General features: G+C 68.0%; 13 protein-coding genes. 7 read left to right on the forward strand and 6 right to left on the reverse strand.

What is annotated here, in order from left to right; translation table 11 throughout:
- Window positions 1–6: 6 nt before the first annotated feature.
- The 3 genes from BMY35_RS12585 to BMY35_RS12595 form a co-directional block, all read right to left on the reverse strand.
- Window positions 7–528, reverse strand: a complete 522-nt coding sequence (locus tag BMY35_RS12585) for a hypothetical protein (RefSeq protein WP_093198957.1) — start codon at window positions 526–528, stop codon at window positions 7–9.
- On the reverse strand, window positions 525–2,075 hold the full coding sequence (locus BMY35_RS12590; RefSeq protein WP_093198960.1) for a TRAP transporter large permease: 1,551 nt from the start codon (window positions 2,073–2,075) through the stop codon (window positions 525–527). The genes BMY35_RS12585 and BMY35_RS12590 overlap by 4 nt, the downstream gene beginning before the upstream one ends.
- 62 nt (window positions 2,076–2,137) lie before the next feature.
- Window positions 2,138–2,677, reverse strand: a complete 540-nt coding sequence (locus tag BMY35_RS12595; protein WP_093198965.1) for a TRAP transporter small permease subunit — start codon at window positions 2,675–2,677, stop codon at window positions 2,138–2,140.
- Window positions 2,678–2,851: 174 nt separating this feature from the next.
- Here BMY35_RS12595 and BMY35_RS12600 point away from each other — a divergent pair, with 174 nt between their 5' ends.
- Window positions 2,852–4,153 carry an SUMF1/EgtB/PvdO family nonheme iron enzyme gene (locus tag BMY35_RS12600; protein ID WP_093198968.1) on the forward strand — a complete coding sequence of 434 codons (1,302 nt, stop codon included), beginning with the start codon at window positions 2,852–2,854 and terminating at the stop codon, window positions 4,151–4,153.
- 15 nt (window positions 4,154–4,168) lie between these two features.
- Here BMY35_RS12600 and BMY35_RS12605 read toward each other — a convergent pair whose 3' ends face one another.
- Window positions 4,169–5,611, reverse strand: a complete 1,443-nt coding sequence (locus BMY35_RS12605) for an MFS transporter (RefSeq protein WP_093198970.1) — start codon at window positions 5,609–5,611, stop codon at window positions 4,169–4,171.
- A gap of 109 nt (window positions 5,612–5,720) precedes the next feature.
- On the reverse strand, window positions 5,721–7,076 hold the full coding sequence (locus BMY35_RS12610) for an omega-aminotransferase AptA (protein ID WP_093198972.1): 1,356 nt from the start codon (window positions 7,074–7,076) through the stop codon (window positions 5,721–5,723).
- Between the two features lie 105 nt (window positions 7,077–7,181).
- Between BMY35_RS12610 and BMY35_RS12615 the strand changes: the two genes are divergently transcribed.
- Window positions 7,182–8,156 carry a LysR family transcriptional regulator gene (locus BMY35_RS12615; protein WP_093198975.1) on the forward strand — a complete coding sequence of 325 codons (975 nt, stop codon included), beginning with the start codon at window positions 7,182–7,184 and terminating at the stop codon, window positions 8,154–8,156.
- A gap of 11 nt (window positions 8,157–8,167) precedes the next feature.
- Here BMY35_RS12615 and BMY35_RS12620 read toward each other — a convergent pair whose 3' ends face one another.
- The gene (locus BMY35_RS12620) at window positions 8,168–8,932 is read right to left on the reverse strand and encodes a FadR/GntR family transcriptional regulator (protein ID WP_093198978.1); all 765 of its coding nucleotides are present in this window, start codon (window positions 8,930–8,932) and stop codon (window positions 8,168–8,170) included.
- Between the two features lie 311 nt (window positions 8,933–9,243).
- Here BMY35_RS12620 and BMY35_RS12625 point away from each other — a divergent pair, with 311 nt between their 5' ends.
- The 5 genes from BMY35_RS12625 (at window position 9,244) to BMY35_RS12645 (ending at window position 13,860) form a co-directional block, all read left to right on the forward strand.
- A complete protein-coding gene (locus BMY35_RS12625; RefSeq protein WP_093198981.1) occupies window positions 9,244–10,449 on the forward strand; it encodes an ABC transporter substrate-binding protein in 1,206 nt (401 codons plus the stop codon).
- Between the two features lie 93 nt (window positions 10,450–10,542).
- Window positions 10,543–11,403: a branched-chain amino acid ABC transporter permease gene (locus BMY35_RS12630; protein ID WP_093198984.1), complete on the forward strand. Its 861-nt coding sequence runs from the start codon at window positions 10,543–10,545 to the stop codon at window positions 11,401–11,403.
- Window positions 11,404–11,414: 11 nt separating this feature from the next.
- Window positions 11,415–12,392 (forward strand): branched-chain amino acid ABC transporter permease, encoded by a 978-nt coding sequence (locus BMY35_RS12635; RefSeq protein ID WP_093198987.1) that lies wholly within the window; start codon window positions 11,415–11,417, stop codon window positions 12,390–12,392.
- Entirely contained in the window at window positions 12,389–13,156 is a 768-nt protein-coding gene (locus BMY35_RS12640) for an ABC transporter ATP-binding protein (protein ID WP_093198990.1), read from the forward strand. Before BMY35_RS12635 ends, BMY35_RS12640 begins: the two co-directional genes overlap by 4 nt.
- The gene (locus tag BMY35_RS12645) at window positions 13,153–13,860 is read left to right on the forward strand and encodes an ABC transporter ATP-binding protein (protein ID WP_093198994.1); all 708 of its coding nucleotides are present in this window, start codon (window positions 13,153–13,155) and stop codon (window positions 13,858–13,860) included. Before BMY35_RS12640 ends, BMY35_RS12645 begins: the two co-directional genes overlap by 4 nt.
- Window positions 13,861–13,875: the final 15 nt, after the last annotated feature.

Genomic DNA, 13,875 nt, shown 5'->3' on the forward strand with positions numbered 1-13,875 from the left:
CTGCTGCTACGTCTGCGGCGGCGATGGCGGTATCGAGCGCTTCGCCACCTGCTCGCCGAAGGCGACGAGCACGCTTGCGTCGGCCGAGTGGAACCACGTCATGCCGCCGAAGCGCCGGCGCACCAGCAGGCGCGGCGCGATCACGCGCTCCAGCATTCGGATGTGCACCAGCTTGAGCTGCGCCACTTCCTGCGCGCTCACGCGCTTGTCCCAGAGCCAGGTCTGCACCAGCACGTCGCCTTCGAGCCGGGTGCGGCTGTAGACGATCCAGTAGCCGACCCACACCACGCACAGCGCCGCGATGCCCATCACCACCAGCGCACTGGCTGACCAGTCGGCCGTGCGCAGCGAGGGCAGGCTCCAGGCGGCGAAGACGAAGAGATCGATCACCAGCACCACCGCCAGCGTGCGCAGCAGCGGCGGGAAGGCGGGGCTTTCGATGATGGCCCCGGCTGCTTCGTCGCCGGAGCTGTTGTCGTTGTCTTGTTGTTTTGGTTCTTCAGCGGGGCCGCGGGCTTGGTCGCTCACGGCTTGGTGGCTTCACCGGAAGCCGGCGGCGCATCGGTGGACGGCGGCGGCGTGGAGGACTCGTCCTTCTTCTCGTTGCCGAACGGGTCTTCCATGTTCACGCCGTTGTTGTCGGGCGAGCTGGGCTGCTCTTCCACCGGCATGTCGAGGTTGACCTTGTCGATGTCGACGACCTTTTCCTTCTCGAGGAACACGGTGACCGTCTGCGGGAAGAAGATCACGATGGCCACCAGCAGCAGCTGCATCGCCACCCACGGCACGGCGCCCAGGTAGATGTCGCGCGACTCCACCTTCTTGGGTAGCGCCCCGTTCTTGAATAGCGTGTCCGCTATGCCCCGCAGATAGAACAGCGCGAAGCCGAAGGGCGGGTGCATGAACGAGGTCTGCATGTTCACGCACAGCAGCACGCCGAACCACACCATGTCGATGCCCAGCTTGTGGGCCACCGGGCCCAGCAGCGGCAGGATGATGAAGGCGATCTCGAAGAAGTCGAGGAAGAACGCGAGGAAGAACACGAAGATGTTCACCGCGATCAGGAAGCCGACCTGGCCGCCGGGCAGGCCCGACAGCATGTGCTCGATCCACTTGGCGCCGTCCACGCCCTGGAACACCAGCGAGAACACGCGCGAGCCGATCAGGATGAACACCACCATGGCCGTCAGGCGCATGGTGCCTTCCATGGCGTCCTTCAGCAGCTGCCAGTTCAGGCGGCGGTGGATCAGCGCGAGGACCAGCGAGCCCACAGCGCCCATGGCGCCGGCTTCGGTCGGGGTGGCGATGGCCTTGTCCATGAAGGGCAGACCGCCCATGGAGCCGAGCACCGCGAAGATCAGGATGGCCGAGGGAATGATGCCGCGCAGGCACTTGCCCCACAGCGCCCAGCCGTTGAGCGTGCGCGCGCTGGCCGGCAGGCCCGGCACGAAGTGCGGGCGGATGCGCCCGACCATGAAGGTGTAGATCGCGAAGATCAGCACCTGCAGGATCGACGGACCCCAGGCGCCCTTGTACATCTGGCCGACGTCGGTGCCGAGCTGGTCGGCCATGACGATCAGCACCAGCGAGGGCGGCACCAGCTGCGTGATGGTGCCCGACGCGGCGAGCACGCCGGTCGAGTAGCGCATGTCGTAGCCGTAGCGCATCATGATCGGCAGCGAGATCATCGCCATCGCGATCACCTGGCCGGCCACCGTGCCGGTGATGGCGCCGAGGATGAAGCCCACGATGATCACCGAGTAGCCGAGGCCGCCGCGCACCGGGCCGAAGAGCTGGCCCATGGAGTCGAGCATGTCCTCGGCCAGCCCGCATTTCTCCAGTACGGCTCCCATCAATGTGAAGAACGGAATCGCGAGCAGCGTCTCGTTCGACAGGATGCCGAACACGTTCAGCGGCAGGTTGGCCATGAAGCCGGCCGGGAACCAGCCCATCTCGATGGCGAAGAAACCGCAGATCAGGCCGAGGGCCGAGAGCGAAAACGCGACCGGGAAGCCGATCAGCATGATCACCACGAGCCCCGCGAACATGATCGGGGCGAAATTTTCCATGTGCATTTCTACTTATCCTGCGGTGCGGGAGAGGGCGATGGCGGAAGGCGCGCGAAGAACTGCGCCCGTCACTGCACCGGCTTCTCGTAGTGCGTGTCCATCTCGATCAGGCCGCGCAGGTAGGCGATGCGCTTGATGATTTCCGAGACGCCCTGCAGGAACATCGCCGCGAAGCCCACGGGCATCAGCAGCGCGGCGGGCCAGCGGATGAGGCCGCCGATGTTGCCCGACATCTCGCCCGTGACCCACATGTTCCAGAAGAAGGGCCAGGTGAGGTAGGTGAAGAGGCCCATCACCGGCAGCAGGAAGAAGATGAGGCCGAAGAGGTCGACGTAGACCGGCCCGTAGCCCTTGAGCTTGCCGTAGATGATGTCCACGCGCACGTGCTCGTTGAAGCGCAGCACCACGGGGGCGCCCAGCATCACGGTGGCGGCGAACAGGTACCACTGGATCTCCAGCCAGGAGTTGCTGCTGAAGTCGAGCCCGTAGCGGATGAGTGCGTTGCCGGCCGAGATGAGCGATGCCGCGAGGACGGCGTAGCCGGCGATCTTGCCGAGTTTTTCGCTGATCCAGTCCATGCCGGTCGCGAACTTGAGGAATGCAGACAAGGGGGTGTCTCCCACGAATCCCGATGATGGAGCGCCGGCCCCTGGTGGGGGCTGCGCAAAGCCCGCGATGTTACCCCGGTGAACCTTTGTATTGCCTTGCAACCTGGGGAGGGGTTTACCCGGAATGCGGGCCGGGCGGCCGGCGGGGCGGGTGGCCGGTCGCCATAATCTTCCATGTCTTCGCGTCTTCCGCCTTCCACGCCTTCGGGCGCAGCTGGCCAGCCCCATTCGATCGATTCGCCCGACATGTGCCGGGCCGGCAAGGAGCTGCTGTCGCTGGCGCTGATCGACGCGCGCAACCATACGCTGCACCTGCTGTCGCTCTACGAACAGGCGCTGGGCTCCGAGGCGCTCTCCCGGCCGCCGGAGCCCGAGGAAGACGGCGTGGTGCCCGCGGCCTGGCTGGCCGGCCACATCGGCTGGTTCGCCGAATGGTGGATCGGGCGCAACACCCAGCGGGCGTTCGGCGCCGACTGCCCGATGCGGCCCACGCGGCTGGCCGCCATCGACCCGGGGGCCGACGACTGGTGGAATCCGGCCCACTCAGGCCCGGGGCGCCGCTGGCCGCCCGACCTGCCGGACCTCTCGCAGACCAAGGCCTACCTGCTCGAAACCCTGGAGAGCACGCTCGAGCTGCTCGACAACGCCGCAGAAACCGACGCCGGCCTGTATTTCTACCGCCTCGCCCTGTTCCACGAGGACATGCGCGGCGAGCAGTTCGTGGTGATGGCGCAGACCATGGGGCTGCCGCTGGGCGTCGAGCAGGCGCCCATCGCCGTCACGCGCGAGCCGCTGCTGCTGCCGGCCACGCGCTGGGAGCTGGGCATGCCCGAAAGCGGCTTCGCCTTCGCGCAGGAACGCGCGGCGCACCGGGTGGACGTGCCCGAGTTCGAGATCGACGCCCAGCCCGTCACCTGGAACCAGTACATCGAGTTCGTCGAGGACGGCGGCTACGACCGCGAGGAACTCTGGCACGGCGAAGGCTGGCGCTGGCTCTCGGCGCAGATCGAGGGGCGGCGCGGGCCGCGCCATGTCGAGCAGATCGGCGCAGCGCGCAACGGCACCGGCGGCTCGGTGCTGCAGCAGCGCTTCGGCGCAACCGTGCGCGCGGCCGGCCATCACAGCGCGGTGCACCTGAGCTGGTGGGAGGCCGACGCCTGGGCGCGCTGGGCCGGGCGGCGCGTGGCGACCGAGGTCGAATGGGAGATCGCCGCGCACACGGCGGCGCGCCGCGGCTTCCGCTGGGCCGACGTGCACGAGTGGACCGCGGGCACCCTGCAGCCCTGGCCCGGCTACCGGGCCGATCCGTGGAGCGCCGGCACCGAGTTCGATCCGGCCGCCGCCTTCGGACGGGCGCGCGTGCTGCGCGGGGCTTCGTTCGCGACGCGTGCGCGCCTGCGGTCGCCGCGCCGCCGCGACTTCGCCTTGCCCGGGCGCGACGACGGCTTCATCGGCTTCAGGACCTGCGCGCTCTAGCCGCAGCGGAGCAGCTCAGCGCTCGCCGCCGGCCTCCGAGGACAGCGGCGGCGCCACTTCCTCCAGCGGCTTGCGTTCCGCGTCCGCCGCATGGCGCAGCGCCAGCAGTCCCGCCACGATGACCAGCCCGGCGCCGATGCAGTAGCCCACCATCACCGCGCCGCGGCTGCCTGTCTCTATCAGCAGGCCGAACAGCAGCGGCGCCGCGAAGCCGCCCGCGCCCATGCCCACCGCGTAGAAGATCGCGATGGCGATCGCCCGCATCTCCAGCGGAAACACCTCGCTCACCGTGAGATAGGCCGAGCTCGCCGCGGCCGATGCCAGGAAGAACACCGCCGACCAGCACAGCGCCTGCCCGCGCGCATCGAGCCAGCCCTGCATGAAGGCCCAGCCCGTGAGCGCGAGGCCGACGCCCGCGAGCACATAGGTCAGCGCGATCATCCGGCGCCGGCCCACGCTGTCGAACAGCGGGCCCAGCAGCAGCGGCCCCAGCACGTTGCCCAGCGCGAAGGGAAAGATGTAGAGCGCCACGCTGCCTTCGGGCACGCCGTAGAAGCGCGTGAGCACCAGCGCGTAGGTGAAGAAGATCGCGTTGTAGAAGAAGGCCTGCGAAATCATCAGCGCCAGCGCGACCACGCTGCGCTGCGGGTAACGCTTGAACAGCACACGCGCCACCTGGCGCATCGGCGGGCTGTCGGGGCGCGCGGCCGTGTAGTTCACGACGAAGCCCTGCGGCGCCGGCAGCGGCCCGTGCTGCGCCTCGACCTCCGCCTCGATGCGCTCGACGATGCGCTTCGCCTCCTCGGCCCGCCCATGCGCGACGAGCCATCGCGGGCTCTCGGGCACGTGGCGCCGCACCAGCAGGATGGCCACCGCCAGCACCGCGCCCAGCGCGAAGCCGGCGCGCCAGCCCCACACGGGCCCGATCACCCGCGTGTCGAGCAGCACGAGGCTGAGCGCCGCGCCCAGCGCCGCGCCGATCCAGAAGCTGCCGTTGATCGCGAGGTTGACGCGCCCGCGCACGCGCGCCGGAATCAGCTCGTCGATGGCCGAGTTGATGGCCGCGTACTCGCCGCCGATGCCAAGCCCGGTGACGAAGCGGCACAGCGCGAAGAAGGCGAAGTCGGGAGAAAAGGCCGTGGCCAGCGTGCCGACGGTGTAGACCGCCAGCGTGATCAGGAAGAGCTTCTTGCGGCCGAGCCGGTCGGTCATCCGGCCGAAGAGCAGGGCGCCGAGCACCGCACCCGCGACGTACACCGAGCCCGACAGTCCGATCTCGCCGGCCGTGAGCCCCAGCGTGTCGGGCCGCTCCAGCACCGCGCCGATGGAGCCCACCAACGTGACCTCGAGCCCGTCGAGCACCCAGGCCACGCCCAGCGCGATCACCACGCGCCAGTGCCAGCGCGACCAGGGCAGGCGGTCGAGGCGGGCGGGGATGTCTGTTTGCAGCGTTGTCATCGGCAGCCCGGCAGATTCTGGGAACCTGCGGGCCGCGGGGGTGTAGGACCGCGCCGCTCACGGGCCGTCGCCTGGTCGGCGGTGCGGCGGCCCCTGTAGCGCTAAAGGATCAGGCCGTTTCGGCCAGCGCGTCGCCCAGTGCGTTCACCAGGCGGTCGATCTCGGCCTTCTCGGCGATGAAGGGCGGGGCGAGCTGGATGGTGTCGCCGCCGTAGCGCACGTAGAAGCCCTTCTTCCAGCAGTTCATCGCGATCTCGTAGGGGCGGCGCGCGGGCTCGCCCGGCAGTGCTGCGATCGTGAGGCCGGCGGCGAGGCCGTAGTTGCGGATGTCGGTCACGTGCTTGCTGCCCTTGAGGCTGTGCACCGCGTTCTCGAAGTGCGGTGCCAGTGCCTGCACGCGGCCGATCATGTCTTCCTTCTGCAGCACGTCGAGCGCCGCGATGCCGGCGGCGCAGGCCACCGGATGCGCGCTGTAGGTGTAGCCGTGCGGGAACTCGAGCATGTAGTCGGGGCCGCCCGCCGCCATGAAGGTGTCGTAGATGTCCTTGCTCGCGACCACGGCGCCCATGGGCTGCGCGCCGTTGGTGATCTGCTTGGCGATGTTCATGATGTCGGGCGTCACGCCGAAGGCCTCGGCGCCGGTGAGCGCGCCGCAGCGGCCGAAGCCGGTGATGACCTCGTCGAAGATCAGCAGGATGTTGTTGGCGGTGCAGATGTCGCGCAGGCGTTTCAGGTAGCCCTTGGGCGGGATCACCACGCCGGCCGAGCCCGCGAAGGGCTCGACGATCACGGCAGCGATGTTCGATGCGTCGTGCAGCGCGATGATGTCGAGCAGGCGGTCGGCCAGCTCGGCGCCGTTGTCGGCCATGCCGCGCGTGAAGGCATTCGAGGCGAGCTGCGTGTGCGGCAGGTGGTCGGCCTCCACGCCCTGGCCGAAGAGCTTGCGGTTGGCCGCGATGCCGCCGACCGAGATGCCGCCGTAGTTGACGCCGTGGTAGCCCTTCTCGCGGCCGATCAGGCGGGTCTTGCTCGCCTGGCCCTTGGTGCGCCAGTAGGCGCGCGCCAGCTTCAGTGAGGTGTCGGCGGCTTCCGAACCCGAGCCGGTGAAGAACACGTAATCGAGGCCGGCGGGCGTCATGTCCTTGATCCTGTTGGCCAGCTCGAAGGAGAGCGGGTGGCCGAACTGGAAGGCGGGCGAGTAGTCGAGCTTGGCGATCTGGCGGCTCACCGCCTCGGTGATCTCGGGGCGGCCATGACCGAGGCCCGAGCACCACAGGCCCGAGAGGCCGTCGAAGATCTTGCGGCCGTCGGAGTCGGTGAAGTAGGCGCCCTTGGCCTCCACGACGATCCGCGGATCGGCCTTGAAGTTGCGGTTGCCGGTGTAGGGCATCCAGTGCGCGTCGAGCCAGGCGGCGTCGGTGCGCACGGCGGGCGTCGATTCGGTGACGGGCGTTGCGATGGTCATGGCGTTTTCCGCGCTGGCGGGCTCCGGGGGTGATGGGATGCGCCGATTGTTCGCAGAGCCTTCAGTGTGGAGAATGGCGCAATATCAATGTTCACTTGACGTTTCATGCAAGTAAAGGCCAAAGCCCGAACCGGTACTGAAGCCGGTACCCAAAGCGGTGCCCGCAACCGCGCCGTCCTGGGGCAGCTCAGCGACATGGACCTGCGCCTGCTCAAGGTGTTCAAGAGCGTGGTCGACTGCGGCGGCATGGCTGCCGCCGAGTTGGAGCTGAACATCGGCACCTCCACCGTGAGCCGCCACGTGAAGGACCTGGAAACGCGCCTCGGACTGGTGCTGTGCCGCCGGGGCAGGGCGGGTTTCGCGCTCACGGCCGAGGGGCAGCGCGTGTACGACGAGACGCTGCGCCTGCTGGCCTCGGTCGACGCCTTCCGCGGCAGCATCGACGACATCCACAACCGCATGGGCGGGCAGCTCGACGTGGCGCTGTTCGACAAGACCGCGACCAATCCGCAGGCCCGCATCGGCGAGGCGATCGCGCGTTTCACCGAGATCGCGCCCGAGGTGCGGCTTGCCGTGCACGTGGGCTCGATCAACGCCATCGAGCAGGGGGTGCTGGAGGGCAATTTCCAGATCGGCATCATTCCGGCGCACCGCGCCTCCAAGAGCCTCGTCTACGCCGACCTGTTCGACGAGACCATGCTGCTGTACTGCGGCGCGGGGCATCCGCTCTTCGGCGTGAGCCACGACAAGCTCACCTGGGCCCGGCTGCGCGAACATCATTTCGCGGGGCTGGGCTACCACTCGCCCAACATGGAGCTGAGCCACCGCGCGAAGCTGTCGCGCATGGCCACGGGTTTCGACCAGGAGGCGATCGCGACGCTGATTCTCTCGGGGCGCTTCCTGGGCTTCCTGCCCGACCACTACGCGCAGGTGTTCGAAGAGCGCGGGCTCATGAAGGCGGTGCTGCCGGCGCGCTTCAACTACGCGTGCCGCTTCGTCAGCCTGCTGCGGCGCTCGCCGAAGCCGTCGCGGGCGGTGCTGGCGTTCCAGGCGTGCCTGGAGCAGGCGCACCGGAAGTAGCGGTCAGCGGGTCAGCGCTGCCCGCTCGGCAGCAGCAGGTGCTTGGCGCCGATGTGCGCCTCCATCTCGTGCATGTGCTGCTCGGCGTCGACCATGTGCTCGGTCATCAGCCGGCGCACCTCGTCGGCGTCTTCCCTGCGGTAGGCGGCCAGCAGCTGCGTGTGGTAGTCGACGTTCGCTTCGCCGAAGTGATGGTGGTCGAGCGCCTTCTTGTAGACGACGAGGTCGCGCAGCAGGTCGTTGAGAAAGCGGCACATGAATGAGAGCACCGGATTGGGGCAGCTCTCCGCCAGCATGGTGTGGAAGGCCAGCTCGGCTTCGCGCTGGGCGCGCAGTTCGTCCTCGCCGGTCGGCTCGACCGTGCACAGCCGCACGTTCTCTTCCAGCTTCTCGAACTGCTCCGGCGTGAGCTTGCCCACCACGCTCACGGCGAGCTCGGGCTCCAGCGCCTTGCGCAGCTGGTAGATGTGATGGCCGTCGAGATGGTGGAAGTGCAGGAAGTTGCGCAGCGGCTCCGAGGCGTGCTCGACCGACACCTGCTGCAGGTAGGCCCCGCCGCCGGGGCCGGTGCGGATGGAGATCAGGCCGCGCACCTCCAGCGCCTTCAGCGCCTCGCGCACGGTGCTCTTCGAATAGCCGAAGAGCTCGATCAGTTCCTTCTCGTTCGGTAGCCGGTCGCCGGGCTGCTTGCGCTCCGCCACGATCCAGCGCTTGACGTCTTCGACGATGACGTCCGAGAGCTTTTGCCGCTTGGGACGGTTCTGCCCCACTTTCATTTGCTCACCCCCAGGCTGCGCGCACTTCGTGTCGTTTCGCCCATCCCCTCGCCGGGGGCAATGCCAGCGGCCCGGCAAAGCCGGTTCCGCGGCATTTCACGATCAGATGGAGACGAATTCATGCGTTCGGAGCGATGGAAAAACAGAAGGTGACCTGTAAGCAGGTATTGGGCCCCAAGGGGCGCGCCGCAGATTTTGGCACGGCTGTTGCTAGCGGGTTTTTACCAACATATTAATCCAATTTATCCGCTTAAATTCGCCGCGATCGCTGGCGTCCCTTTTCCTTACTTCCCACCACGACCGGAGAACTCATGCAACGCAGACAACTTCTTCAGCTGGCCGCCTTGTCGGCTGCCCCCGCCTCGCTGCTCGCGGGCCGCGCCGCCTTCGCACAATCGGCCGAGGCGATCCGCTTCGGCTGCCCGGTCCCGATGTCGGGCGCCTTCGCGGCCAACGGCAAGTTCGCCGACCTGGGCATGAAGCTGGCCATCGAGCAGTACGGCAGCGTGCTGAAGCGCCCGCTGGCCTACACGGTGCTCGACACCGAGGGCAAGCCGGCCACGGCCGTGCGCAAGGTGCAGGAAGCCTCGCAGCAGCAGGGCGCGAAGTTCTTCGCGGGCGGCATCCTGTCGTCGGAAGCGCTGGCCATGGGCAAGGAGGCCGAGAAGGCCGGCGGCCTCTTCATCACCACCGCCGGCGCGGACGAGATCACCGGCAAGGACTGCAACCCCGCCACCTTCCGCTGGTCGGTGCCCACCTTCGGCGCGATCGAACAGACGGTGCGCCCGCTGATCGCCTCCATGCCGAAGGCCAAGCGCTGGTACACCATCACGCCGCAGTACGTGTTCGGCGACGGCCTGCTGAGTGCCGCCAAGAACATCTTCCAGGAGAAGGGCATCGAGCACGTGGGCAACAGCTACCACTCGCTCACCGAGAAGGAGTTCAGCGGCTACCTCACCAACGCCATGGCCGCCAAGCCCGACGTGCTGCTGCTGCTGAACTTCGGCGCGCAGTCGTCGGCCGCGCTGCGCCAGGCCGTGAGCTTCGGCATGCACAAGAACATGACGATCCTGATGGCGTGGGCTTCGGGGCTCGAGCAGTTCGACGAACTGGGCGCCGACCTGTGCGACGGCGTCTACTTCGGCGCGCAGTACTGGCACACCGCCGACACGCCGCTCAACAAGGACCTGGTGAAGCGCACCGCCGACAAGCTCAAGATCGTGCCCAACTACAGCCTTGCCGGCTCGTACATCTGCACCAAGATCCTGATCGACGGCATCGTGAAGGCCGGCTCGGTCGACCAGAAGGCGGTCATCGCCGCGCTCGAGGGCATGAAGTTCGACGGGCTCACCGGCAGCGAGGAAATCCGCAAGGCCGACCATCAGGTGGTGAAGGACTACTACCTGCTCAAGGGCAAGGCCAAGTCGAAGATGAAGGACGCGGCGGACTACGTCGACGTGGTCAGTTCGGGCAAGTCCTTCCTCCCGGTAGACAAGACCGGCTGCAAGCTGGCCTGACGCCGCCCGGACCGATGCCTTCGCCCGCACCCGCTCGGTGTGCGGCGGGGCCCCGGTCCGCCCGCACGTACCTGCGCGTACCTCTCGACTCCCATGTCCGTCTACCTGCTACAGACCATCAACGGAATCGGCATCGGCATGCTGTATTTCCTGCTGGCGGTCGGCCTGTCCATCGTGTTCGGCCTGCTGCGCTTCGTGAACTTCGCGCACGGGGCCTTCTACCTGCTGGGCGCCTATCTCTGCTTCCAGGCCCTTCAATGGGGCATGAACTTCTGGCTCGCGCTGGTGCTGGTGCCGCTCTTCGTGGGCGCGCTGGGCTGGCTGGCCGAGAAGCTGCTGCTGCGCCGCGTGTACGCCAAGGCGCATGAGTTCCACATCCTCGTCACGGTGGGCCTCGCGCTCGCGGTGCAGGAGATCGTGATCGTGTTCTGGGGCCCGCTGGGCAACAGCGTCGCCACGCCCGACCTGCTGCAGGGCGTGGTCATGTGGGGCTCGTTCGTCTATCCCAAGTACCGGCTCTTCGTGATCGGCTTCACCGCCGTGCTCGCGGTGCTGCTGTGGTGGGTGCTCGAGGGCACGCGCCTGGGCAGCGCGGTGCGCGCGGGCAGCGAGTCGACCGAGATGGTGTCGCTGCTCGGCATCAACGTGTTCCGCGTGTTCAGCCTGGTGTTCGCGCTCGGCGCGGCCACGGCGGCGCTGGCCGGCGTGCTGGCCGCGCCCATCCGCGGCGCCGAGCCCTTCATGGGCGTGGAAGCGCTGGCCGTGGCCTTCGTGGTCGTGGTGATCGGCGGGCTCGGCAGCTTCGGCGGCGCGCTCGTGGGCGGACTGCTGATCGGCATCGTGCAAAGCCTCATGAGCACCATCTGGCCGCCGGGTGCGAGCCTGATGGTCTACATCGCGATGGCGGCAGTGCTGCTGTTGCGCCCGCATGGCCTGCTCGGCCGAAAAGCATGAACGGACAAGCCATGCCGAGAAAAATCACTTTCCTTCTGGCGCTCATCGCCGCGCTGGGCCTGCCGCTGGTGCTGAGCTCGGGCTCGCTCGCGAGCGAGGTGCTGATCTACGCGCTGGCCGCGCTGGGCTGCAACCTGCTGCTGGGCTACACCGGGCTGCTGTCTTTCGGGCAGGGCATCTTCTTCGGGCTGGGCAGCTACACCATCGCGATCCTGCTCACGCGCCTGCACCTGCCCATGCCGCTCGCACTGCTCGCGGCCATGGCCATGGGTGCGATTGGCGCGGCGGTGGTCGGCTGGGTCGCCATCCGCCAGCGCGGCACCTACTTCGTGATGCTCACGCTGGCCTTCGCGCAGATGTTCTATTTCATCGCCTACACCGCGACCGACCTCACGGGCGGCGACAACGGCCTGCTCGACGTGCCACGCCCCGGCTTCATGGACACGCCGTGGAAGTACTACGCCTTCGTCGCGGTGATCTTCCTGATCGCCTTCGGCCTGCTGCTGCGCGTGACCGACTCGATCTTCGGGCGCACGCTGCTCGCCATCCGCGACAACGAGGATCGGGCCGCCGCCGTGGGCTACGACCTCAAGCGCTTCAAGCTGCTGGCCTTCGTGATTTCGGGCGCCGTCACCGGCCTCGCGGGCGGGCTGCACGCCATGATGACCGGCATCGCGCCGCTGTCGAACGCCGAGTACCACACGAGCGAGATGATCCTGGTCATCACCGTGATCGGCGGCACCGGCAATCTGTTCGCCTCGGTGCTGGGCTCGGCCTTCTACGTACTGCTGGCCGACTGGCTCTCCACGCTGTGGCCGCGCTGGCTGCTGCTGCTGGGGCTGCTGCTGATCGGCGTGAGCATCGGCATGCAGCGCGGGCTCTGGGGGCTGGGCGAGGGCGCCTGGAAACGCATCTTCCGCAAGACGCCGGCGGCTCCGGCCGCGCCTGTTGCTCCTGTCTCGCCTGCCGCGCAAGGAGAAAAAGCATGAGCGACGTTCTCATCGAAGCCGTCGGCGTCACCAAGCACTACGGCAAGTTCGCCGCGCTCGGCGGGGTCGACCTGAAGATCCGGCGCAACACCGTGCACTCGGTGATCGGCCCCAACGGCGCAGGCAAGACCACGCTGTTCCACATGCTCACCGGCACCGGCATGACCACCGGCGGGCGCATTTTGTTCGACGGCCACGACGTCACGCGCGAGCCCGATCACAAGCGCGTGCAGCGTGGCATGGCGCGCTCGTTCCAGGTCACGGCGCTGTTCGCGAGCCTGCCGGTGCGCGAGAACCTGCGCGTGGCGGCGCAGGGCATTTCGCCGCGCCAGGCCATGAACTGCTGGCGGGCGCCGGTCGGCGAGCTGGCCCGCACGCAGGTCGTGGACGAGGTGCTGCAGCGCATCGGGCTGGAACGCCTGGCCAACACGCCGGCCGGCGAGCTCTCGCACGGCCAGCAGCGCCGCCTCGAAGTGGGCATGGCGCTGGCCGCAAGGCCGAAGGCGATCTTCCTCGACGAGCCGACCTCGGGCATGGGCATCGACGACCTCGACGACATGAAGCAGCTGATCCGCGGCCTGCGCGACGCGCACACCGTGGTTCTCATCGAGCACAACATGAACATCGTGATGGACATCTCCGACACCGTGACCGTGATGCAGCTGGGCCGCGTGCTCGCCGAGGGGCTTCCGGGCGACATCCGTGCCGATGCGCGCGTGCGCACCGCCTACCTGGGCAACATGATCACCGGAGGCAAGGCATGAACAACATCCTTGAAGTCGAGGGCCTGCACGCGCACTACGGCAAGAGCCACGTGCTGCAGGGCGTGTCGATGACCGTGGGCGAGGCCGAGCTGGTCACGCTGCTGGGGCGCAACGGCGCGGGCAAGTCGACCACGCTCAAGAGCATCGCTGGCGCGGTCGCGCCCACCAGCGGGCGCGTGCGCTTTCAGGGCGCCGACATCGCGGGCATGCCGGCGCACCGCATCGCCACGCGCGGCGTGTGCCTGGTGCCGGAGCATCGGGGCATCTTCAAGCTGCTGACGGTGGAAGAGAACCTGCTGCTCGGCCTGCGGCGCCAGTCGCCCTGGCAGCTGGCCGACATCTACCGCATCTTTCCGCGCCTGAAGGAGCGCCGGCGCAACGGCGGCGGGCAGCTCTCGGGCGGCGAGCAGCAGATGCTGGCCATCGGCCGCGCGCTCATGAACCACCCGCGCCTGCTGATCCTCGACGAGCCGGTCGAAGGCCTGGCGCCGGTGATCGTCGAGGAGATCGTGGTGCAGCTCAAGACCATCAAGGCCGCGGGCGTGGCGATCCTGCTGGTCGAGCAGAACCTCGAAGTCTGCGTGCAGCTGGCCGACCGCCACTACATCGTGGAGCAGGGCGTGATCGTGCACGAGGCCGGCAACGAAGCCTTCATGGCCGACCATGAAGTGAAAGACCGCTACCTGGGCGTGGGCCTTGCTTGAGGCTTCCCGCAGTCC

Origin of the sequence: Variovorax sp. YR750 (genome assembly GCF_900109805.1) — a bacterium.
In the GTDB taxonomy this organism is placed as follows: Bacteria; Pseudomonadota; Gammaproteobacteria; order Burkholderiales; family Burkholderiaceae_C; genus Variovorax; species Variovorax gossypii.